This is a genomic window from Parasphingorhabdus sp. JC815 (assembly GCF_040717415.1).
In the GTDB taxonomy this organism is placed as follows: domain Bacteria; phylum Pseudomonadota; class Alphaproteobacteria; order Sphingomonadales; family Sphingomonadaceae; genus Parasphingorhabdus.
The window spans coordinates 295,120-317,453 of record NZ_JBFEFM010000004.1; the positions used below are offsets into that span (position 1 = coordinate 295,120).

Genomic DNA, 22,334 nt, shown 5'->3' on the forward strand with positions numbered 1-22,334 from the left:
TCAACTTTTATGGATAGAGATAAGATACTTGCAGAGGAGCCTGATGCTGTAATCGTTGCTACCGGCTCGCTGCCCCGTATGGATGGCATACAAAACAGCAATCCCGGCGAGCCTATGTCTGGATATGACTTGCCGAACATATTATCGAGCATCAGTCTACTGACCGAGGGCCGTAATTGGCAATGCTCAAGCGCCGTTATACTAGATGATACCGGCCATTATGAAGCTATCGGTGTTGCAGAATATTTGGTCGGAGAGGGTGTAGATGTAACATTCGTTACACCCTTCACAGCTTTTGGACATAAAGTTGAGGATGCTTTGCAAGTCGAGCCTGCACTTGAACGCATGGCAAAAACAGATGGCAAACTAAAGATTTTAACGCGGCACAGAATCAAGTCTATCTCTGAAAACACGGTTGAAATAGCACCAACATATGAAGCACCAACTATCGAAGTAGCGGGGGAATTAACTGTGCTTGTAACACCCAATATGCCGATGCGGAGTCTCTACGACGAATTACACGATTGCATAGACATGGTGACAATTGTGGGTGACGCAAATTCACCGCGAAATCTTCAAAAAGCGATATATGAGGGGCATATTGCTGCCCGAAATATATGAGCGCCCCCAAAGGAACCGGCTACGATTCTTGTGGTTTGCGAGCCAATAATGAACATCTTTATGTAGAAGGAAATATCAACTATTTCGCCGTGCTTCTTTCGTGGCTTCGACACCTGCTATCGCTCCGAAAACAATCGCATTGGTAATCGAATTTCCGCCGCCGATATAACGTTCTCCGAGCACGTTTCCGGTTGTTTCTCCTGCGGCATATAGGCCTCTAATCGGCTGACCCCGCTCGTCCAGCACCTGTGTCTGGCTATTGATACGCAGTCCTGTCGATGTCAGACAGATAATGGCCGGCAAAATTTCAACGGCATAAAATGGAGCCGTCTCTACGGGCTTCATTTCGTTATGATCCTTGAAGAACATGCTATCTTCACCGGATTTTATATCACGGTTATATTTATCATATGTAGCCGTGAGCGACCCTGGCCGAATTCCGCATTTTGTTTCCAGACCTTCAAGCGTGTCGGCCTGTATCACCTTGCCTGTCTTGATCTGGGCATCAATTTCATCAGCAATCCAGTTCAGGGAGATAATCCCTGCAGCAAAGGCATCTTCATATTGTTTGTTCGGTTTGGCCGTCCGTCTGGCTTCTTCGTCGAATATGGCAAAACAACTGCCGCCTGTCTGCGCCTTGATAACACCTGACATAACAGCATATTCGGCCATCTCGTTAATGAACCGCCGTCCTTCACGGTTCACATAAGTCAACCAGCCCGGAACAAAAACTTCCAGTTCCTTTTTGAAATCCGGCGTTGTTAACAATATGCCGCGGTTATAGCCGACAATATCGGCTCCCGCTTCCTGTCCCAATTGCAAACCATCCCCCTGGCAATGCGGGCTACCTATGTACCACGCCTTGTCGTGCTGCTCTGCTGCATCCGGATAATATTGATTGAGATAATAGGGGTTCGCGCCAAAACCGCCTGTAGCCAATATTACGGCATGGCTGGTAATGACGTCGCCGCCTACGCGCACGCCTGTCACCCGGCCATCCGGATCAATGACCAGTTCCTCCAAACGGCTGCCCAGAACGACGTCGATATTATTTTTACTCACTTCACGGTCAAGAACCTCGGCGATTTCTGCGCCTCTGCCATGTGCAGCATGACCGCGAGGAATACTCTCGACTCCGGAACTATAGAGACTTTCAGCAGGGAAGTTTACGCCCAATGTTTTTAACCACTCCAGCTTTTCTGCTGCATGGTCGCATAATTTCCGGGCAAGGGAGGCTTCAACCCGATATTGGTTGAGCGTCATATAATATTCGAACATCGCATCAGGCGTGTCATCGTCGATACCGCGTTCGCGCTGAACACTGGTTCCCGCAGCGTAATATACGCCACCTGACAGCGCGGTTGAACCACCCAGCTTGTCGTCTGCCTCGATTAACGCAACGCTTGCGCCTTCATTGGCGGCGTGGAGCGCAGCAGCCATGCCTGCGCCCCACCACCAACAATAATGACATCATAATCAGCTTGCTCACGCATCATAGCTCCCCTTCTTCATATGGCCGCTCCATCTTCAAATCATCGAAGACAGTCCGATTAAGATAGGCTGAAACCTGCATAGCGCTCCGCAGCTAGTGCTGATTTGGTCCTTATTGCTTAATAAAAGGCAGTTTCTTAGAATTTGAACCTGGCTTCTACAAAGACCTGTCGACCACGGTTTTGCGTGACAATCATATCATCACCTACCGGCAGCCCCAGCCCCGGTCCCGCCAGGAATGGACGGCCTTGGCTTGAGTTGGTCCAGATTTTATCGGTCAGGTTCACACCAACCAGTGACAATCTCCATTTTCCGTCTGGATGACCGACAGAAACTGATCCATCAACAGTCACATAGTCATCCTGTTTCAAATCGTTCAGCTTCTGTTGGCCGGTAAAATAAGAGCCGGTATATTGCAGGTTACCGTTCAAGCCGAGCTCGACGCTATTATTAAGCGGAACAGTCCAGTCGAAGGCGATATTACCCGCAAACTCAGGTGCCCGAGCCGCTCTGCGACCGTTCAGATCGGTTTCGTCCCCTGAATTAGGGATGCCGTCGGGATCAACGGTGATAAACTCTTTCGAGAATTTGGCATCGGTATATGCCATCGCACCGGAGAAATTAAGCCCGGATACCGGCGTTGCCCACGCCCATTCAACATCAATGCCTTTGGTGGTGAGCTGGCTGGCATTGAATGTTTCAAACTGAACCTTCGTCGCATCGAAATTCTGTACCTGTAGATCATCGAACACATAGTAGAAGCCTGACAGGTTGAATGTTACGGACCTGCTTGCAAACTGGCTCTTTACACCAATTTCACCGCCCTTGCCCGTTTCCGATTCAAACCGCAGCGAATCTGCAACCGCCTGACGAACGGCGGGATCGGGGCTGCTGAAGCCTAGCAAGCCAGCCGATGGCAAAGCGCTATTATCGATACCGCCGGATTTAAAGCCGGTCTTGAATGAACCATAGATATTGACGTCCGGTGTGGCCTGATAGCGGATGGACAGTTCGGGAGAGAAATTGTCATCTTTGAACTTGATCGGTCCCGAGAAAAAGCCGCTGCTGATAAAGGCGCCACCGGATGACAGTAACGTATGAACATAGGGAACCGAAATCCGGCTCGTCTTATTCTCTTCTGTCCACCGCAAACCGCCGGATAGCTGCAACTGATCGGTTATATCCAATGTTGTGCTGGCAAAGAAAGAAAGCGCTTCGGTTTTTGTGTTTTGCTTTTTGAAATAATCAAAAGTGTTACCCGTCACAGGGTCCGGTGCAACGAACGAAATTGGCACCACTTGCTGTGCTGTATTAAAATCAATATCGCGGGTTTCGTAAAATGCACCGACCATGAAATTGAACATGCCGTCAAAATCACTGGTCAAGCGCAGTTCCTGACTGAATTGCTCGGTCCTGTTGCGGGGGTTTCCTCCGCCAGTGGCTTGCGCGGAACCGGGGAAGTTGATTGCATCTAGAGCAGGCGCGATAGCGGCAAGAGGTGCACCGCCCGGATTAAATGCTGAACCAATACCGACAATGGAATAGCTGTCAAAATCATCCGCATCCAGATTGAGATAGCCAGAAACAGATGATAGAGTGAGATGGTCGGATAAATCCAGATCCCAGCTTAGCCGGCCAAGGAAAATATCCGTTTCGCCATAAGGCGTGCCTTTATAGCGCGTAGCGCCCCCGCTTCCATCAGGAAATTTCTGCACGAGAGCAGCAGACGGATCAGCCAACGGATATAATCCGTCATTAGCATTACAGCTTGCGCCAGAGGGTATAGCAACTGCACCGCCGAGCAAAACCACTTCATCTGCACGACCATTAGGACCACAATCAATATCTACGAAACCATTTGGGCCATCGTTTCTATTGCGGACATAGTTCATTTTAAGATTGGCATTGAAATTATAGGCCGGGTCCCATTGCAGTGTCACACGGCTGACAAATTCTTTGGTGCCACGCGACCGGTTCACTGCAGCTGTGCCGGGCTCCAATTTCACATATTTGTCGATATCAGTATATTGTCCGGCTATCCGGATGCCCAGGGTGTCGCTGATCGGGCCAGAGATATAGCCCCCAAAAACCGTGCCATTTTCCTCAAATTCGTAAGACGCTTTACCGCCTGCTTCCCAATCCTGCGTGGGATTGGCTGAGCGGACAGAAAATACGCCAGCAGACGCGCTTTTCCCAAAGAAAAGCGATTGCGGGCCTTTTAGCACATCAATCTGCTCGACATCAAAGAAACCGGCCTGCACCATCCGCATTGTGCTCACTTGAACACCGTCAAAATCAAAGGCGACGGCAGAATCAAACGCGGCTGAAATACTAGACGAGCCGACACCGCGCAGTGCAATCTGGCCACCGGACCCGGACCCGCCGGTTGATACGTTCAAAGCCGGAACGCGGCTGACAACATCCGCGACCTGGTCAACCTGAAATTTATCCAATGTATCGCCACCGATAGCGGTAACGGTAACCGGCACTTCCTGTAGTGTCTCCTGCTGCTTACGCGCTGTGACAGTAATGACATTACTGTCATCATATTCGGACATTTCCTGTGCATGGGCGGGAACGGCAAATCCGGCAAGAACCAGACTGGCGGCGGAACCCATCAATATTGCCCGAGCTGATTTGTTTAGAAAAATATTATTGCGGACCCTGGATTGTTTCATCATTTTCTCCCTCGAAAACAGCTCGGTTCAGATCCCGAGACTTGCAAGATTTTATTGTTGCTCTAAAATTTTTTGGTAGAAACTTAGGCTTCACCTATGAGATATCCGGCAAATAACCAGCTGCCAATTTGACTAGTTATCTTGGATAGTTGCCATGCCGTAAGAAATGCGGATGGTGGGGCTTAATAGCACCTATATATCCGGATAGTTTTTCCTGATTTTAAGCGGAGAAACATACAGACAGTGTAATTTCCAGTGATGTTAGCATCGACCAGTTTCTCCCCACTGACCCATCGGATGACAAAGATTGCGCCAGATTTCAGGCTCTGATCCGCTTATAAACTATGTCTCTTTTGAAATAAGCTCTCATCTACCACATCTTGACCGGACAAGGTTTGACCAAAAGAGGGTATAAGAATATCAGGGCCGGTAGATTAAAGGCATGATAATGATGAAGAATGAGAACCGCCTGACAAGGGACAAGCCATCCGTAACAAGGACAATGGACGAACAAAGCCATCGCCCTTTTAATGGCATGAACAGCAATGCTTTGGCCGGTGAGAGAATGACGCCTAATAATCCGGGGCTCCGGAAAATCCCGGCCAACGGATTTACACTTGTCGAGCTGATGGTCGTAATATTCATTCTGGGCCTGTTAACAACTGTGGTGGTCATCAATGTTTTGCCGAGCCAGGACCGCGCCATGGTCGAAAAAGCGCGGGCCGATATTGCAACGATCGGACAAGCTCTGGAAATGTACCGGCTGGACAATCTGGACTATCCATCTTCTTCCCAAGGGCTTTCAGCTCTTGTTTCCCCGCCGCAAGGCATGTCTACGACCTCGCGATACCGCCGCGGGGGATATATAAAGAAACTACCCCAAGACCCCTGGGGACAATCCTATCAATATGAAAATCCCGGACGTGAAGGCTCCGGCTTTGACCTCTATTCTCTGGGTGCAGACGGTGTGCCGGGCGGCGAGGATGACAATGCCGACATCTATGCGGATTAAATAAAGCATGATTTTATAAGCCGCAAACGCCTTGATCGAGACGCTTACTATCCCGGCATAAGCCCCCTTGGTTTTTTGTTTCAAGCTGCCATAATGTCAGGCACGCGGCATACCATTGCCTGTGATTGATGATGCGGGCAAAATATAAAGGAACATATTGTGGCACTCCATCACGCAAAACCGAATGAAATCGTTGACCTTGCTCCGCTAGGACCGGCCCTGACAGATGCCACGACGACCGCCATTACCAAAACAGATCAGTTTGAAGCCATTCGCCTGATTGTTCCTGCCGGCACTATAATTCCGCAGCATAAGGTGGATGGTGCAATCACGCTCCATTGTCTTGAGGGTCATGTCGAATTGGGCCTTGATAATTCATCGATCGAGTTAACCGCCAACGATTGGGTTTATCTTGAAGGCGGCGCACCGCACTCGGTTAAGGGAGTGAAAGACTCTTCCCTGCTTTTGACCATCCTGTTTAACGCCTGATATGATTGGCGCTTATGCGGCAACCGCTACCTTCAGGGCCATTCCGCGGCTGGGGGAGCGGCCATGCCACGCGGTATAGGCGCGGGTGAAGGCGCTCAGTTCACTGTACCCTAATTTAGTGGCGATTTCTGACAGCGAGCGCGTTCCCTCCAGAAAATAAAGCTGGCACGTATTCCGGCGCACCTGCTCCAATATTTGCCGGAATGACGCGCCTTCCATAGCCAGTTTCCGCCTTAAAGTCCGCTCTGCCATTCCGAATGTCTCCGCCGCAGCGTCAATGCTCAATCCCGAGCGGTCAAGCAGATGAAAGAGATAATGATAGCTAAGCCGGGATAAAGACGCAGGTTCGTCATCATTAAGCATATATGTGCGCGACTGGTAATCCGCCGCCTGTACAACTTGCCGGTTTGCTAAGGGATTGGGGAGATCCAGAAAACTTCGTTGCCATTCCAGACTGGTTTCAGACTGGCCGAACAGACAAGGTTTTTCTCCGTTATCCGATGCTGCACGGGTATTATTTCGCGTTACGGAACAACCGCGTGGCTGCTTGAATTGAAAGCGGGCGAGTGCAGCGTGTTGCTTATTCCCTTGTGCTACAAGGCCACCAATGTGGAACAATTGGCAAAAAATGATAGAAATAAAATCATTGGGGGCTTTGAGAGCCGGATCAACCAGCAGCCGGCATGTTGCCGGAGACTGCTTCCATTCGAGCAGCGGCTGGCTGAATCCGTTATTCACCGCTGACACCGCAGACTGCAAAACGCCTCCTACCGTATCCTCAAACAACGCCGCATAGCCAATATCGGAGAATCCGCTCGGCGTAATGCCGCGGCCAATGTCCAGATAGATATTATCCTGATCAAGTTCCTGTGCAGTTGCCTGACACAGGGTACTTACCGATTGTGCAGGAAATTTGCTTTGCGGACAGCGCAAATGCGTCTCGGTCTTATTAAGTGCGGATAAAAGCACCGGCTTTCGTGCGCCCATGTTTTGACAGCTACGATAAACCTCACTCAGAAATTGAGATGATACGCAAAAATTATCCAATCCAAAGTCCCCCCTTCGGGAGATAGGACTTGTGTGTTCAGAATCTCAATGGGCTTTCGATGAAGATGTAAAATTAGCGACGAACATGTATCATCGGGAGCGCCGTTTAGACAATTCCATGCTATTTGCCGCACATAAATATTTACACCTGACCGGACAAATTGACGCGAACCGATTGGGGATTACCCAAAGAATATTCGTCGGGGCTTAATAGCGGATAACGCTTGCACCCCAAGTAAATCCGCCGCCCATTGCTTCGAGTACCAACAGGTCGCCGGGCTTTATCCGTCCGTCCTGAACCGCAGTATCAAGCGCTAATGGCACAGATGCTGCCGATGTATTGGCATGTTGATCGACGGTTTTAATCACCTTTTCCGGCGCAAGTTTCAATTTCTTGGCCGTGGCATCCAATATGCGAGCATTCGCCTGATGCGGAACGACCCAGTCAATATTATCAATGGTTTCACCCGCTGCATCCAATGCTTCGGTCAGTACGGATGACAGGTTGACCACCGCATGGCGAAATACCTCCCGACCTTTCATGCGAAGTTTGCCAACGGTTCCGGTTGTCCCTGCTCCGCCATCAACATACAGCAACTGGTTATGCTCTCCGTCGGCGTGCAAGCGGGTAGCCAGAACCCCTTTATCCGTTTCTTCGCCGGACAGGATGATCGCACCCGCACCATCACCAAATAGCACACAGGTCGCCCGGTCTTCCCAGTCCAATATGCGGCTGAAAGTTTCTGCGCCAATCACGATAGCATTTTGTGCGCTGCCCGCGCGGATCATGCTTTCGGCAACAGACAAAGCATAAAGAAAACCCGAACAGACCGCCGCAACGTCAAAAGCCACGCCGCCATTACAGCCCAATTCATGCTGGACAATGGTTGCACTGGCCGGAAAAGTTTGATCGGGCGTTGCTGTCGCCACGATGATAAGGTCAATATCCTTGGCTGTCAGCCCCGAAGCATCAAGCGCCTTTCGCGCGGCCTCCGTTGCCAGACTGGATGTTGTTTCATCATCCTGCGCTATATGGCGAAACTTAATTCCTGTTCGCTCGACGATCCATTCATCGGTCGTGTCTACTTTTTCCGCAAGCTGCGCGTTGGACACTTTTGTCCGCGGCAAAGCGGAGCCGGTCCCTTTTATGACCGCACGGCGGGCGGTCTCAATAGTCATTTTGTTGCTGCCTCCGTCGGTGCAAGGGCGCTAATTTTTTTCAAATCTTCGCTGATACGTTCCAAAATACTATCCTCTACAAGCCGGGCAGCTACTTCTACTGCATTGGCTACGCCTTTTTCATCGGCACTACCATGGCTTTTTACCACAACACCGTTCAGGCCCAGAAAAACTGCGCCATTATGGTTGTTCGGGTCCAGATGTTCTTTCAGCAATTCCGTCGCTGGCCGGGAAATAAGAAAACCGATTTTTGATCGCAACGAGCTTAAAAAACTCCGTTTCAGCAAATCCGTAACGAATCGCGCTGCGCCTTCAAGCGCTTTCAGCGCAATATTGCCGGAAAAGCCGTCTGTCACAATCACATCAACATCGCCGGTGGATATTTTATCGGCTTCGATAAATCCTTGAAAATCCATAGCCAGCCCGGTCGCATTTTTCAATGCGTCCGCTGCATCTCTCAGCACCCCTGTGCCCTTGCCATCTTCTGTGCCGATATTCAGCAGTTTCACCGCCGGTTTTTCAAAACCGTTCATGATCCGGCTATAGGCCGCGCCCATCACCGAAAACTGGACGAGATTGCTGCTATCACATTCGGCATTGGCGCCCAGGTCCAACATGACGACATCACTGTCCTTCATCGTCGGCAAAAGCGCTGCCAGTGCGGGGCGGTCAATACCGGGCATCGTGCGTAGTGCCAGTTTTGAAATAGCCATAAGCGCGCCGGTATTACCAGCGCTGACCGCAGCGCTCACGTCGCCGGCTTTTACCGCGGCGACGGCCATGCCCATCGAAGTTTTTTTGGACCCGCGCAAGGCTTGGCTGGGCTTGGCATCGCCGGAGATAACATCTTCAGCGTGTAAAATTTCAGAAGCAGCAGAGAGGTTCGGGTGATTTTTCAACGCTTCGCGAATCTCTGTTTCGTCACCGACGAACAGAAACTGGAAGCCTTCATGCCGGTGCCGGGCGAGTGCAGCGCCCGCGACCATTACGCGCGCACCAACGTCGCCGCCCATCGCGTCAATTGCGATCCGCGGCCTCATACCCACCGGTTCTTCCCCTTTATTAAATGTGTGATAGTCGTGAAGTTTAGTCGAATATGGCCAGAAAGGCTATAGATCAACCGCCATAACTTCCCGGCCATTATAATGGCCACAAGATCCGCACATATGGTGGGGACGCTTCAGCTCACCGCAATTGGAACATTCCTGATATGCTTCGACTTTCAAAGCATCATGGGAACGGCGCATACCGCGTTTGGACGGCGAAGTTTTTCTTTTAGGGACAGCCATTGCTAAGCCTGTTCATTAATTTCAAATTTCATAAATGTGACGATAAGCCAAACGCCGGATTTGAGCAAGCAACACTTCTATAAATCATAGAGAATCACCTTACTCATGCGATCAGCTAATTGCACGCGAAGAGGCGCGTATACCGATTTTCCTGTGCGTTGCAAGCATTGTGCGCTTATAGGCAAAGGATAATTATCACAGTTTAAGGGGGAAAGCATGATTTTACCGATTACTTTGACGGTTGCCGGCGTCGCTGCACTGATAAATATCTGGCTGATGATTCGCGTCGGTCAGGTTCGTACATCCGAAAAAGTCAGCGTCGGTGACGGCGGTAATGAAAAGGTCATCCGGCGCATGCGGGCCCATGCCAACTTTGGAGAAAGCCTGCCGATTGTGTTGATCCTTATCGGGGTTATAGAGCTGGCTAATGGCTCCCCTGCGTGGCTGTGGCTGGTAGGCGGGGTCTATATGCTGGGCCGGGTCGCCCATGGCATTGGCATGGATGGCGGAAAATTTGGCAAGGGCCGGATGATCGGAACAATATTGTCGCTTCTCATCATGCTCGGCCTTGCGGTTTATGCCATAACCATTCCATATTTTACGGATCCGGCCATAACCGCTTCGCCAATGACAACCGCTCTGGTGCAATAAGGGGGCTAGTCCCCCTGCGGGTCTGTTTCCTGCGGAGACAACCAGCGTAGCCGCACGGCTCCAGCCGCTCCGCCTGCGCCTGCTCCGGCATCGCTGATTGTAACGGCGTGGGCATCGAACAGCGCTTTACGGGCGATGGCGACATCTTCGGGTGATCCATAGGCTCCCACTGGTAATGCCACCCGCGCGGCGGCCCAACTTATCAAGGGAAGCTGCATAGCCGATTTGTCTGCAACAGAACCATCCTCAACCACCAGCGACGGCAGCTCTGCCGCTGGTGGCCTGATCTGGATGGACCATTCCTTGGCTTGATCCGCAATACGCTTTTCCAAGGCGTAATATGTCTCAAGCGTAGCGCCTTTCAGAGGCTTTGCCGACACAATAGCGCGTCGCTTTGCTGTATCAATTGTCACCTGATCCGCTGATACTCCCGCTACCAGTGCCAGATTTTCGCGCAGCTTGACCACCCGGATTTCAGCTTCCTGGGCCTGTTGCTGCGCCCGGGCTGCTGCAAGCTCAGCGCTGGCCGCATCGCTGCCCGTTTCAACCTTATATTGCTCAATCGCGACTGAAATAGGCCGCGAGAAAGTGCGGCTAAGCACGCGCGCACTTTGCTGTTCCGCATCACCGACTATCCGCGGGGTAAATACAGATGCGCTTACCAGAATCGGATCGGCATCAAAATCAATATCAATCTGTGAAACCCTTGCACGACTGCCAAACTGATCCTTGATATAGCCATTCGCCTGTCGCGATAGATTCGCTTCCCAGGCAATTTGCTGCAACGAATAGCCCAGCGGAATGGCAAGACCAATAAACACCACCACCATAGCGATAATCTGCATCTGCGATTGCCGCTCTGATAAGTTGGAACGAAACCCGTATAGCCGCGCCATGCCCGCAGCGGTCAGAGCTATGGTCATAAGGTTGGTGAAAAACAACAATAAAGCCCCGCCAAAGACGGACATATTAAGCGTTGCCAGCCCAAAACCGACGACAGCCAATGGCGGCATCAATGCTGTAGCAATTGCCACCCCGACAATCGTGCCCATGCGTCCGCGGATCATTGCATAGCCACCCGCCAAAGCAGAAAATAACGCAACCGCAAGGTCAAATAAATTGGGCCGCGTGCGGGAAGCAATTTCGCTAGTCACTGTCTGTAACGGCGAAAAGGCGACCACCATTGCTGCAAATAAAACGGCAACAATCGTTCCGAGAATCAGCGCCTTTGCGCTGTCACGCAGCCAGCTATAATCACCAATCGCGAGCGCAAATCCAGCGCCCATGATCGGCCCCATTAGCGGAGAAAGCAACATCGCGCCGATCACCACTGCCGGAGAAGAAAGCAGCAACCCCAAAATCGCGATACCCGCCGACATGCAGGTCATGAATGCATAGCGCGGCTTAAAGTCGCTATCTTCTTTCACGCTCTCGATAACCGCTTGCTGGTCCACGCCGGAACACACCACAACCCGCCACCAGCGGCGAAACAAAGCGATACTGCCTCTTACAGGTTGGAAGGGGCCTGCTTCAGCTGTGGATGCGGAAGAATCTGTCTCCGCCTGTGAACTATCATTCATCTGCTTCTAATAGCCGGTTAAGCCCCGCCCCGACAATATGGAAAGAACATGGCCCTTTTTGCCAATACGCCTTGATGAGGGAATAAGAGACCGCTGCCCTATCAAAGCACGACTGTGGCTGACAGCTATCTGGTCGCTGTGAAATTACGCAAATAGAACTGATCAGGGAAGCCACCCGCTATAATCATCCATTGCGCTTACCCGATAAATCGGTGAACATCCTGCATGATTGAAACACTTAATATCTGGCTCAACGCTCATATAGGTCTGGAATTGCTCCCGTTCCTTTCCGTTTGCCTTATCGTAGCCAGCGCCGCATTTGTTCGCGGTTTAACGGGTTTTGGCTATGCGATTTTATCGGTGCCGCTCATCAGCCTTGTTTCCGAGCCAGCAGTCGCAGTGTTGATGGCCATATTGATGCAGCTAATCATTGGACCTTTTGGCGTCAAACAATCACGCGGGGTCATTGACAGGCCGATGGTCACGAAAATAGCTGCCCTAGCCTGCTTGACCACGCCTGTCGGACTATGGCTCCTCGATATTGTCGCTGTTGATATTGCCAGAGTGATCCTCACCGCCATTGCTATTGGCAGTTTTTTCGCAATCATGATGAAACGCCCCCAAGCATTAAATGTTTCGCGGCTGAATGTCCTTATGGTCGGCACTATCGCAGGGTTGCTCAATGGCTTTGCCGCGATGCCCGGCCCGCCAATCGTGCTTCATTTTGTCCGCAAGCAAGTTGCGCCAGCTGTGTCACGAGCGTCAATGATCATGATATTTTTTGCCACTGCTGCCATGGCAACGGCAGTCGCCTTTTGGCGCGGCATGGTGGATAAGGAATTGATGGTTCTTACCGCAATGACATGTCCGTTGATGATTGGCGGAAATCATCTGGGCGCAAAATATTTCGGAGCAGTGTCCGAACCGGTCTGGCGCGCTATCGTTGCCGCATTGCTGGCGGTTTCGGCTATTGTGGCGCTGATCAAGCTGTTTTAACCGCGCGATCTTCTAACGTGCGCAAGATATATGGTCGGGGCATCGAGAATATGCCCCAACCATATATCAACTATTCTATAGCCCGGTTTACCCCGCCAAGTTCCGCAGCACATAGTGCAGGATACCGCCGTTCAGGAAATATTCCATTTCGTTGGCAGTATCAATCCGGCAGACTGTCTTGAAGGTCGTCGTGCTACCATCGGCGCGGGTCATTTCGACTTCCACGTCCTGTAATGGTTTCAGCGTCGCGACGCCTTTGATCGTAAAGCTCTCGCTACCATCAAGGCTAAGCGTCTCGCGATCGACACCCTCTGCAAATTGCAGCGGCAATACGCCCATGCCGACCAGATTGCTGCGGTGGATACGCTCGTAGCTTTCCACAATCACCGCGCGCACTCCCAGAAGGTTCGTGCCTTTCGCGGCCCAGTCGCGTGACGAGCCTGTGCCATATTGCTCACCGCCGATAACGACCAGTTCATTACCGTCGGCTTTGTGGCGCATGGCGGCGTCATAGATCGGCATGATCTCACCATTATATTTGGTGTAGCCACCTTCTTTGCCGTCGGCCATTTCGTTCTTGATACGGATATTGGCAAAGGTGCCGCGCATCATGACTTCGTGGTTCCCGCGGCGGCTGCCGTAGCTGTTGAAGTCCTGTTTTGCCACCTGATGATCGCGCAGATATTCGCCAGCGGGGGAATCCTCCTTGATCGCACCAGCGGGGGAAATATGGTCGGTGGTGATGGAATCGCCCAGCAATGCCAGCGTCTTGGCGTCAATAATGTCATCGACCGGAGCCGGCGTCATCGTCATGCCTTCGAAATAAGGCGGATTGGCCACATAGGTGCTACCCGCGCGCCACTCATAGGTGTCGCCTCCGGTCACATCAATGTCCTGCCACGCTTCATCGCCCTTATACACATCGGCATAGCGGCTGATGAACATATCGCGGTTTACCGCGCCGCCCATGGCCTCGTTCACTTCGTCATTGGTGGGCCAGATATCGCGCAGATAGACATCCTGCCCGTCGCTGCCCTTCCCGATTGGCGTTTCGTACATATCTTCGCGCACAGTACCGCGCAGCGCATAAGCCACGACCAGCGGCGGCGAAGCCAGATAGTTTGCCCGTACATCCTGTGACACGCGGCCTTCAAAGTTGCGGTTCCCCGACAATACCGATGCAGCGACCAGATCATTGTCGTTGATCGCCTTAGAGATCGCTGGCGGCAATGGCCCGCTATTCCCGATACAGGTCGTGCAGCCATAGCCGACCAGATTAAAGCCGAGATAGTCGAGATCATCGCTCAATCCGGCTTTGTCCAGATAGTCCGTCACCACCTGGGAACCGGGCGCGAGCGAGCTTTTCACCCATGGCTTGCGCTGAAGGCCAAGTTTACGCGCCTTACGCGCGACCAGACCAGCAGCAATCAGCACGCTGGGGTTTGATGTGTTCGTGCACGACGTAATCGCCGCAATCGTCACGTCGCCGTGGCCCAGATCATAATCCTCGCCTTCCACCGGAACCCGCTTATTCGGGTCTTTGCTGCCGAACACTTTGGTAATATCGCTGTTAAAGCTCTCGTCCAGCTCGCTCATCGAGACGCGCTGTTGCGGCAATTTTGGTCCCGAAAGCGATGGCACAACGCTGGTCATATCCAGTTCCAGCGTTTTTGAATAAACCGCCTCGACCTCGTCCTCATGGCGCCAGAAGCCCTGTTCCTTGGCATAGGCTTCGGTCAAGGCAATATCCGCCTCGCTCCGCCCCGTCAGCGCCAAATAATCCAGCGTCTTGTCATCAATCGGGAAGTAACCACAGGTCGCGCCATATTCCGGTGCCATATTGGCAATGGTCGCACGATCAGCAAGCGACAGCGCCGCCACGCCCGGACCATAAAATTCCACAAAGCTGCCAACCACGCCCACTTCGCGCAGCATCTGTACACAGGTCAGCACCAGATCGGTCGCGGTAACCCCTTCGGCCAGCTCGCCGGTCAGTTTGAACCCGACCACTTGCGGGATCAGCATCGAAACCGGCTGGCCCAGCATCGCGGCTTCTGCCTCAATCCCGCCAACGCCCCAGCCGAGCACGCCCAGACCGTTAATCATCGTCGTATGGCTGTCGGTGCCGACACAGGTATCGGGATAAGCCACTTCAACTCCGTCAGCGTCTTTGGATGACCAGACAGCGCGCGCGATATTTTCCAGGTTCACCTGATGGCAAATGCCGGTTCCGGGCGGCACAACCGAGAAATTGTCAAATGCCTTGGAGCCCCATTTCAAAAACTCGTACCGCTCCATATTGCGTTGATATTCAAACGCCACGTTATTTTCAAAAGCCTGCGGCGTGCCAAATTCGTCCACCATGACAGAGTGGTCAATCACCAGATGCACCGGCACCTGCGGGTTGATTTTCTGTGCATCCCCGCCCAGCGAGACAATCCCGTCGCGCATCGCCGCAAGGTCAACCACCGCCGGAACGCCGGTAAAATCCTGCATCAAAACGCGCGCCGGACGATATTGAATTTCCGCCGGAGACTTTGCTTCCTTTTGCCAGTCAACCACCGCCTGAGCATCTTTTGCTGCAACCGTATGCCCGCCATCTTCAAAGCGCAGCATATTTTCGAGCAGCACTTTAAGCGTATAGGGAAGCCGCGAAATATCGCCCAGCTTCTCCGCCGCCTTCGCGAGGCTGTAATAGGCATAATCCTTCCCATTAACCGAGAGGGTCGAGCGCGTGCCCAGCGAGTCTTGTCCGGTGGTGGTCATAGTAACGTAGCTCCGTATCAAAAATTATTGTGCCGATACAACCTGTCCGCCAGAGAAATGGCGGAGGGGAGCAGGCATAGCAGCGAATGAATCAAAGTTCGAGAGGGCTTTAGCGCAGGGGGGGGCGGGGTGCAATGGGGTGGGGGAGCGGTCCAAGCAATTAATCAATCTAGATTACCTTAAGCTCAAAGTCCATTATCAAAGACTTAATAGTAGCATTAGTTAATAAAATAAACTACATGGAACTATGAATTTATTAGACGAATCAACAAGATCAGAAAAAGAAATATTTGATGAATTAGAAAGCCTTTGCAGTAGCCCTGGTTATATACATGTGCTCGCTTACATTTCTTATCGTGACAATCTAGTCACGTTTAATGGCGCTCTATCTGATGATGATGTATCGAATTCCTATGTCAAAGAACGAACAATACGGACCGAATTTTCTACTTTGATGGGATTGATGATTAAACATCCTATCGATTTCAACGTACCTCCCCCCGAAGAAACAGAAAAAATGATAATACGGACGGAAGAACTGCTTTCCGAGCTGCATAATTGCTTAAAGCAACCAATGATTACACGCATGGCAGAGCAGTTCAAATATATTCAAAGTGGTTCAATTGTAGAGCCTGACAATCCATTTAAATATGGAGATGTATTTCGTGAAGCAATATTTTACGGTGGAGAATCTGCTTATAGCTTTCAATATCGTGATTTTGCTAAGTTGCGCTATCTTGGTGATAATGATTGGCTTCAAAACAATAAAGGATTTTGTATCGAAGACGGAAAAGCAATAGCTACCGCTATTGCAAAAATACCTGTGCAAAATCTTAATAAATTTCTTGAATATGCTAAAAATACTCATCCAGATTTGTGGACTTATCTACCATTATTTACGTTTTCATTAGATGAAGTAGCAACCTTATCTAAAGTCCCATTGAAAACCACGGCTAAAGTACTTGATGCTTTTACAATAAAAGATACCCCAACTAACAAGAAATTCATATCTCTTAGCGATTTCAATCTTGCGAATGCATTTCCTGTTATACATACTGAAAATGGCGATTATGTATCATTGCAGTCATATGGACTCGTTGAAGCAATTTACGACTCACCATTTTATTGGATGGCAGCAGATAAGAACTATCGAGAGACTGCGTTCTCAAACAGAGGTAAATTTACAGAAAAATTTGTAGCCGATAGACTGGCTACTGTTTTCAGTGAAGCTAACGTCCATAGTAACGTCAATATCAAAAAGGGTGGAAACATCGTTGCTGAGATTGATATATTAGTTACGTTTGCTGATCGAGCACTGGTAATCCAGTGTAAATCTAAAAAATTGACTTTAGAAGCCCGAAAGGGAAACGATCAGCAGTTGCACGATGACTTCAAAAAGTCAGTTCAAGCCTCCTACGATCAGGCATATCTTTGTTCAAAATTTTTAAATGACCCCCAAGCTAAGTTTGTTGACGATAAAGGCAATGAATTAAGCACCCATCAATACAAAGAAATCTATCCAATATGCGTCGTCTCTGACCATTATCCTGCTTTAACAGTTCAAGCTCGTGAGTTCCTACTATCTCAAACAAATAACAATATTCTGAATCCCTTGATCACTGATATATTTTTGATTGATGCATTGGCCGAAATGCTTGCGAGTCCACTGCATTTTTTAAGCTACTTGAATAGGCGCGTGAACTACGGTGAGCGGATTTCTACAATCAACGAACTTACAATTCTGTCATGTCACCTTCGGCAAAATTTGTGGATTAGCACCGATATCCAAATGATGACGCTTGACGATAGCATTGCCATACCTCTGGATACAGCAATGACCGTTCGACGTGAGGGCCTCTATGGCGAAAGAACACCTAAGGGCATCCTAACCGAGTTTAAGGGAACTATTTATGATCGTATAATCCGCTCTATTGAACACCGGCCAGATCCTAATCTCATTGATTTAGGTTTCATGCTACTCACTCTGGATAGTAAAACAATAAAGCAAATTAACGATGGAATTTCTTTGATTACCCGTCAGTCAAGGAACGATAATAAGCAACATGATATTAGCTTATGCTTTGATGATGGGAAATCAGGCCTGACGGTACATTGCAGCAGATTGTCGAATAGCGAGGCATTTGAAAAGCTTAATCGGCATTGTAGATTACGAAAATATGCTCAACATGCTCACAGCTGGTTCGGCTTGGTCGTCAGAGTCGAAGATGGATTGCCAAAGTTTGGTGTCAATTTGTCGTTTCCTTGGAAACAAAATAGCAAGTTCGATCAAGCAACTAAGGGAATGGATACTACTGGAGCTAAAAGCCTCAATGGAATAAACTCTAAGAGTAAGGTCGGTAGAAACAAACCTTGTCCATGTGGAAGTGGGCTAAAGTTTAAGAAATGCTGCATATAATGATAGAATTTGGGGTGATCACTGATTAATTTTCTTACTCCTTTTCTTACAGTCACTGCCTTTTGATAAGCCTACCGAATTAAAAGAGCATATCGGGAACAGCGAAAGAGTAGAACCTCTCATGCAGGACGACAATCAAAACTCCGAACATTCCTCCAATTTGCCTGCCAAGCGCACAGATGGTGCGGTGCCTAAGCCTTATCGAGTACACCATGATGGCTGGACGGCGGAGCGGAAGACGGCGTTTATTGATGCACTGGCCCGTACGGGTTGCATCCGGGATGCGTGCCGGGTGTCGGGAATCAGCTCTACCAGCGCTTATCGCTATCGCAGGCGCGGCAAAGCGGGCCGCGACCTGATCCGCCATGATGAAGCGATAACAGAGAAGGCCTATCAGGGCGCAAGCAGCCGGTGTAGCTTTACCAGCGCGGCTTTCTTTATCTGGCACACACGCGACGCGCCGATGTTCAGGGTCTGACCGATCTCCTCAAGGTTCATTTCCTCGATAAAATATAATTGCAAAATCATCGCGTCCCGCTCTGGCAGGGCGTCGATCCCGGCGGCTAGCTGGTCGCGTTGTTGGAGCCGTTCTGCTCGGTTATCCGCCGTTTCTGCGGGGTCGGCGAACCACATATTCTGATCCGAATAGACCGCCTCCATCGATTCAAGATCAACCGAGCGCGCCTGATCCGCGGCCATGCGGAAACTGTCCTGATCCATGCCCATCGCCGCGGCCAGTGCGCCTTCATCGGGGGCATGGCCAAGCTGCTGCGAAAGCTCGTCCTCCGCCACGCGCAGCTTCTTCTGGAACGTCATCGCGGACCGGCTGACATGGCTGTCCTTGCGGAGCTGGTCAATCATCGCGCCGCGCACGCGCAGCTTGGCATAGTTGGTAAAGCCCAGGCCGCGATCCTCATAGCTTTGCGCCGCCTCAACCAGCGCAACCATGCCGATTTGCAGCAGATCCTCGACCTCGATCGCGCTCGACATCCGGCTGTGCACTTGCCAGGCAAGCTTGCGGACCAGCGGCAGGTGGCTTTCGATCAGCTGTTCCTGGCTCTTCAATGCCGGGCTGGCCCCATAGGTCAGCGTTGCAAGATTGGGGTCATGATGGCTCATGCCGGGTCCTTTCTGTAATTGGGTGTTTGCGTCTCCATCTGTTCCAGACGCCCATCAACGACAGCGACAACTTCCACCGCTTTGTCATCGGGCAACTCTTCAAAAGACAGAACCGGCGTTTCGGGAAAAGCCGGCTTCAGCAATTTCAACAACGTGCGCCGCGCAACAGGAGAAGTCACAATCGCAAAGCGGCGTGCGTCCGCCATGATTGGCCGCGCCGCTTCCTCAACCGAGGTGACGATCTTCTGCGCTAACTCTGGTTCAACAGGACGGGATGCACCGCCGCCCATCTCGATCGCTTGCGCCAACAAGGTCTCAAGCTCGGCTCCTAATGTGATGACCGGTAACGGCATGTTGATCGGAACCAGCGCCTGAACAATCAGCGAACCGATCCGGCGCCGCACCCCGTCAACGATATTGTCCAGCGAAGGCAGATCATTTGCGCCGCTCTTGGCCGCTTCATCAGCGGCAGCCTGCACCATTGCTTCGCTAAGCCGGCGGAAATCCTTGAGCGGGACAGCTTCTTCTAGCAGCGAACGGCAAATCGCCGTGATCTGATAAAGGCTAAGCGGCTTGGGAGTCAGTCCCTCGACCAGTTGCGGCGCCGTCTCTTTCAGGTTGTCGAGCAAGCTTTGCGCTTCATCCATGCCGAACAACTCATTAGCATTGAGTGCGACCAGATGGTTGAAATGGGTCGCAATCACTGTCGGCGCATCAACAACCGTATATCCGGACACGACGGCTTCGCTGCGCTTGTCAGGTGAAATCCATAAGGCATCCAGACCAAAAGTCGGATCTTTGCAGGCCTGCCCCTTTACCGGAGCACTTATATCGTCACTATCAAGGCCACCGCTGTCCAGCGCCAACAAGTCTTCAGGCCATGCCTGATCTTCACCCAAAGTCACGCCCGAAATCAAAATCCGGTAGGCGTTGGGAGCAAGGGACATATTATCCTTTACACGGACCAGCGGGATAACAAAGCCAAGCTCCCGCGACAATTGCCTCCTGATTCCGGTTAGCCGCTGCATCAACGGCGCGCCTTTGCGGTCATCGACCAGTGGCACCAGTCCATAACCAATTTCTATGCCGAGGACGGCCCCGTCGGTGACATCGCTCCATGCGATATGGTTTTGTTGCTCTGGTATTTGCGTTGGCGGTGCATCCTCCTCGTTCTTGGCCCGCCGCGACATCTGCCACGAAAACAGCCCTGTCAGCGCAGCAATCGGTAGAATGATGAAATGCGGCATGCCTGGTAACATACCCATGATAGTCAGGATTGCTGTGACCGGTATCCAAGCCTTGGGATTGCTAAACTGGCTACCAATCTGCCCGGATAAATCCATTGGCGAGGCCACACGGGTTACTATGGCAGCAGCGGCGATTGACAATAATAGGGCAGGAACCTGTGCCACCAGCGCATCACCTACGGCCAGCAGGACATAAGTTTGGGCCGCTTCTCCAACGGCCATCTCGTGGCTGACTATGCCCAAAATCATGCCGCCAATAATATTGATGATAAGGATCAGCACACCCGCAACAGCATCACCCTTCACAAATTTCGATGCGCCGTCCATTGACCCGTAAAAGTCAGATTCCGTCGCCACGTCCTGACGCCGTTCCTTTGCCTCTACCGGCGAGAGCAAACCGGCATTAAGATCGGCATCAATCGCCATCTGCTTTCCGGGCATTGCATCCAGCGTGAAACGCGCCGTGACTTCTGACACCCGCCCTGCGCCTTTGGTAATCACCACCAGATTGATTATCATCAGAATAGCAAACACAAAGATGCCAACCACATAATCGCCGCCGATAAGGAAGTTACCAAACGCTTCGATAACCTGACCAGCCGAATGCGGCCCGGCATGCCCCTCCACCAGCACCACTCGTGTAGAAGCCACATTTAGCGCCAATCGCAATAAAGTGGCGAACAGGAGTACGGTAGGAAAACTAGAAAAGTCCAGTGGCTTGGCAGCATTTAGCGCGACCATCAACACCGCCAGCGCAATAGTAATATTGGCAATGAAGCCAATATCCAGCACAGTTACCGGTACCGGTAATATCATGAAAATGACGAGCAATAAGGTTGCGACCGGCAATATTCCAGCTTTGGCAGTATCGCCTATTCGTGCTTGCTGGCTTGATATAAACGCTAGCATGAGAGCAGCTTGCGCGGACAATAAGTTAATTGTTTTTGCGTCATAGATTATCCCAAAGTCTGTTTGGAATTATCTGAGCAAAGCCCGTGCCAACCGGTCTCACTATCGCAAGAAAATCAACAAACCACCCGTAAAATGGCCGATTTATCTATGTTTACTATAGGTTTGGGTTACGCCCGTGCCCAGCGCCCGTGACAAATTAATGGCGCGTTGTTGGTTTATATCTGTCAATTTATTGACCCTGTAGCGCGCAGCCTCAATAAGTTTTGACAGAGTAATTAACTGGCTTCTGATTGTGGTCTCTTCATGCCATACGCCTGCTTCTTCTATCTCTTTGACCATTGGCCGGATCATCGCAGCAGCCTGTAGAATTAGCTCCGGGTCTTGCCCGTCCAGAGCATCAATCAACTCCGCGAACCCCTGTTCAAGACGATAAATCATATCGCCTGTCATAAAAACCCGCCGCCCGACCGGTCGAATTCCATCATCGCATCCGCAATCGCGGCGGAATCAACCGGATAATGCCCTTTTACGATTGCAGTGCGAATGGCAGTAATATGTTGCATGTCGATCGGCATACCATGTTTCACCATATGATCTATGGCTCCGGTCAGAGAGCTGGCCTTACTGTTCTGGCCAACATTTACATTATGCCGATCTGAATGACCCGTTCTGTCCAATGAACGAATATCGAAACGCCCTGCTTGAGATGATTGGCTTTTGATCGACTGATTGGCGTTTATAATCATTTTATCTATCACGGATATCTCCTTGATTTGCATATTTGCTTTATAATACGGGTTCGCGGTACCGGGGTTTAGCACCAGTAAAAATAAAGCCGCTT

The 22,334-nt window shown here is 50.9% G+C and carries 19 protein-coding genes; 7 read left to right on the top strand and 12 right to left on the bottom strand.

Going from position 1 to position 22,334, the window contains the following annotated elements; all coding sequences use genetic code 11:
* Window positions 1-9: 9 nt before the first annotated feature.
* On the top strand, window positions 10-621 hold the full coding sequence (locus AB1K62_RS11350; RefSeq protein WP_367003651.1) for a hypothetical protein: 612 nt from the start codon (window positions 10-12) through the stop codon (window positions 619-621).
* 75 nt (window positions 622-696) lie between these two features.
* Here AB1K62_RS11350 and AB1K62_RS11355 read toward each other — a convergent pair whose 3' ends face one another.
* Both AB1K62_RS11355 and AB1K62_RS11360 read right to left on the bottom strand, forming a co-directional pair.
* Window positions 697-2,061 (bottom strand): FAD-binding protein, encoded by a 1,365-nt coding sequence (locus AB1K62_RS11355; protein WP_367003652.1) that lies wholly within the window; start codon window positions 2,059-2,061, stop codon window positions 697-699.
* A 188-nt stretch (window positions 2,062-2,249) separates the two neighbouring features.
* Window positions 2,250-4,793, bottom strand: coding sequence for a TonB-dependent receptor (locus AB1K62_RS11360; RefSeq protein ID WP_367003653.1), 2,544 nt, complete (start codon window positions 4,791-4,793; stop codon window positions 2,250-2,252).
* A gap of 562 nt (window positions 4,794-5,355) precedes the next feature.
* Here AB1K62_RS11360 and gspG point away from each other — a divergent pair.
* Window positions 5,356-5,802 (top strand): type II secretion system major pseudopilin GspG, encoded by a 447-nt coding sequence (gspG, locus tag AB1K62_RS11365; RefSeq protein ID WP_367003705.1) that lies wholly within the window; start codon window positions 5,356-5,358, stop codon window positions 5,800-5,802.
* Between the two features lie 159 nt (window positions 5,803-5,961).
* Complete coding sequence (locus tag AB1K62_RS11370; RefSeq protein ID WP_367003654.1) at window positions 5,962-6,291, top strand: cupin domain-containing protein; 330 nt, start codon at window positions 5,962-5,964, stop codon at window positions 6,289-6,291.
* 12 nt (window positions 6,292-6,303) lie between these two features.
* Here AB1K62_RS11370 and AB1K62_RS11375 read toward each other — a convergent pair whose 3' ends face one another.
* From AB1K62_RS11375 to rpmF, 4 genes are all read right to left on the bottom strand, one after another.
* On the bottom strand, window positions 6,304-7,278 hold the full coding sequence (locus AB1K62_RS11375) for a helix-turn-helix domain-containing protein (protein ID WP_367003655.1): 975 nt from the start codon (window positions 7,276-7,278) through the stop codon (window positions 6,304-6,306).
* Between the two features lie 267 nt (window positions 7,279-7,545).
* Window positions 7,546-8,517, bottom strand: coding sequence for a beta-ketoacyl-ACP synthase III (locus AB1K62_RS11380; RefSeq protein WP_367003656.1), 972 nt, complete (start codon window positions 8,515-8,517; stop codon window positions 7,546-7,548).
* Window positions 8,514-9,557, bottom strand: coding sequence for a phosphate acyltransferase PlsX (gene plsX, locus AB1K62_RS11385; protein WP_367003706.1), 1,044 nt, complete (start codon window positions 9,555-9,557; stop codon window positions 8,514-8,516). Before plsX ends, AB1K62_RS11380 begins: the two co-directional genes overlap by 4 nt.
* A 69-nt stretch (window positions 9,558-9,626) precedes the next feature.
* Window positions 9,627-9,806 (bottom strand): 50S ribosomal protein L32, encoded by a 180-nt coding sequence (gene rpmF, locus AB1K62_RS11390; RefSeq protein WP_367003657.1) that lies wholly within the window; start codon window positions 9,804-9,806, stop codon window positions 9,627-9,629.
* A gap of 216 nt (window positions 9,807-10,022) precedes the next feature.
* Here rpmF and AB1K62_RS11395 point away from each other — a divergent pair, with 216 nt between their 5' ends.
* Window positions 10,023-10,457, top strand: coding sequence for an MAPEG family protein (locus AB1K62_RS11395; RefSeq protein WP_367003658.1), 435 nt, complete (start codon window positions 10,023-10,025; stop codon window positions 10,455-10,457).
* 5 nt (window positions 10,458-10,462) lie between these two features.
* On the opposite strand, the gene AB1K62_RS11400 is transcribed toward AB1K62_RS11395, so the two are convergent.
* Entirely contained in the window at window positions 10,463-12,037 is a 1,575-nt protein-coding gene (locus AB1K62_RS11400) for a DUF389 domain-containing protein (RefSeq protein ID WP_367003659.1), read from the bottom strand.
* A gap of 225 nt (window positions 12,038-12,262) precedes the next feature.
* On the opposite strand from AB1K62_RS11400, the gene AB1K62_RS11405 reads away from it, so the two are divergent.
* Window positions 12,263-13,033, top strand: a complete 771-nt coding sequence (locus AB1K62_RS11405) for a sulfite exporter TauE/SafE family protein (RefSeq protein ID WP_367003660.1) — start codon at window positions 12,263-12,265, stop codon at window positions 13,031-13,033.
* A gap of 87 nt (window positions 13,034-13,120) precedes the next feature.
* On the opposite strand, the gene acnA is transcribed toward AB1K62_RS11405, so the two are convergent.
* Window positions 13,121-15,799, bottom strand: a complete 2,679-nt coding sequence (gene acnA / locus AB1K62_RS11410) for an aconitate hydratase AcnA (RefSeq protein ID WP_367003661.1) — start codon at window positions 15,797-15,799, stop codon at window positions 13,121-13,123.
* 247 nt (window positions 15,800-16,046) lie between these two features.
* Here acnA and AB1K62_RS11415 point away from each other — a divergent pair, with 247 nt between their 5' ends.
* Together AB1K62_RS11415 and AB1K62_RS11420 are read left to right on the top strand one after the other, a co-directional pair.
* Entirely contained in the window at window positions 16,047-18,215 is a 2,169-nt protein-coding gene (locus AB1K62_RS11415) for an SEC-C metal-binding domain-containing protein (RefSeq protein ID WP_367003662.1), read from the top strand.
* 121 nt (window positions 18,216-18,336) lie between these two features.
* Complete coding sequence (locus AB1K62_RS11420; protein WP_367003663.1) at window positions 18,337-18,693, top strand: hypothetical protein; 357 nt, start codon at window positions 18,337-18,339, stop codon at window positions 18,691-18,693.
* Here the strand turns inward: AB1K62_RS11420 and AB1K62_RS11425 are convergent.
* The 4 genes from AB1K62_RS11425 to flgM form a co-directional block, all read right to left on the bottom strand.
* Window positions 18,609-19,334, bottom strand: coding sequence for a FliA/WhiG family RNA polymerase sigma factor (locus tag AB1K62_RS11425; protein ID WP_367003664.1), 726 nt, complete (start codon window positions 19,332-19,334; stop codon window positions 18,609-18,611). The genes AB1K62_RS11420 and AB1K62_RS11425 overlap by 85 nt on opposite strands.
* On the bottom strand, window positions 19,331-21,490 hold the full coding sequence (flhA, locus tag AB1K62_RS11430; RefSeq protein ID WP_367003665.1) for a flagellar biosynthesis protein FlhA: 2,160 nt from the start codon (window positions 21,488-21,490) through the stop codon (window positions 19,331-19,333). Before flhA ends, AB1K62_RS11425 begins: the two co-directional genes overlap by 4 nt.
* 144 nt (window positions 21,491-21,634) lie before the next feature.
* Window positions 21,635-21,943, bottom strand: a complete 309-nt coding sequence (locus tag AB1K62_RS11435) for a hypothetical protein (protein ID WP_367003666.1) — start codon at window positions 21,941-21,943, stop codon at window positions 21,635-21,637.
* Window positions 21,940-22,251 (bottom strand): flagellar biosynthesis anti-sigma factor FlgM, encoded by a 312-nt coding sequence (gene flgM / locus AB1K62_RS11440; RefSeq protein ID WP_367003667.1) that lies wholly within the window; start codon window positions 22,249-22,251, stop codon window positions 21,940-21,942. The genes AB1K62_RS11435 and flgM overlap by 4 nt, the downstream gene beginning before the upstream one ends.
* Window positions 22,252-22,334: the final 83 nt, after the last annotated feature.

Bases quoted from the DNA above. Each gene is read 5' to 3' on its own strand.
- AB1K62_RS11350 (WP_367003651.1), top strand. From the start codon at position 10: ATGGATAGAGATAAGATACTTGCAGAGGAGCCTGATGCTGTAATCGTT.
- AB1K62_RS11355 (WP_367003652.1), bottom strand. From the start codon at position 2,061: ATGGCTGCTGCGCTCCACGCCGCCAATGAAGGCGCAAGCGTTGCGTTA.
- AB1K62_RS11360 (WP_367003653.1), bottom strand. From the start codon at position 4,793: ATGATGAAACAATCCAGGGTCCGCAATAATATTTTTCTAAACAAATCA.
- gspG (WP_367003705.1), top strand. From the start codon at position 5,356: ATGACGCCTAATAATCCGGGGCTCCGGAAAATCCCGGCCAACGGATTT.
- AB1K62_RS11375 (WP_367003655.1), bottom strand. From the start codon at position 7,278: ATGGGCGCACGAAAGCCGGTGCTTTTATCCGCACTTAATAAGACCGAG.
- AB1K62_RS11380 (WP_367003656.1), bottom strand. From the start codon at position 8,517: ATGACTATTGAGACCGCCCGCCGTGCGGTCATAAAAGGGACCGGCTCC.
- plsX (WP_367003706.1), bottom strand. From the start codon at position 9,557: ATGAGGCCGCGGATCGCAATTGACGCGATGGGCGGCGACGTTGGTGCG.
- rpmF (WP_367003657.1), bottom strand. From the start codon at position 9,806: ATGGCTGTCCCTAAAAGAAAAACTTCGCCGTCCAAACGCGGTATGCGC.
- AB1K62_RS11395 (WP_367003658.1), top strand. From the start codon at position 10,023: ATGATTTTACCGATTACTTTGACGGTTGCCGGCGTCGCTGCACTGATA.
- AB1K62_RS11400 (WP_367003659.1), bottom strand. From the start codon at position 12,037: ATGAATGATAGTTCACAGGCGGAGACAGATTCTTCCGCATCCACAGCT.
- AB1K62_RS11405 (WP_367003660.1), top strand. From the start codon at position 12,263: ATGATTGAAACACTTAATATCTGGCTCAACGCTCATATAGGTCTGGAA.
- acnA (WP_367003661.1), bottom strand. From the start codon at position 15,799: ATGACCACCACCGGACAAGACTCGCTGGGCACGCGCTCGACCCTCTCG.
- AB1K62_RS11415 (WP_367003662.1), top strand. From the start codon at position 16,047: ATGAATTTATTAGACGAATCAACAAGATCAGAAAAAGAAATATTTGAT.
- AB1K62_RS11420 (WP_367003663.1), top strand. From the start codon at position 18,337: ATGCAGGACGACAATCAAAACTCCGAACATTCCTCCAATTTGCCTGCC.
- AB1K62_RS11425 (WP_367003664.1), bottom strand. From the start codon at position 19,334: ATGAGCCATCATGACCCCAATCTTGCAACGCTGACCTATGGGGCCAGC.
- flhA (WP_367003665.1), bottom strand. From the start codon at position 21,490: ATGCTAGCGTTTATATCAAGCCAGCAAGCACGAATAGGCGATACTGCC.
- AB1K62_RS11435 (WP_367003666.1), bottom strand. From the start codon at position 21,943: ATGACAGGCGATATGATTTATCGTCTTGAACAGGGGTTCGCGGAGTTG.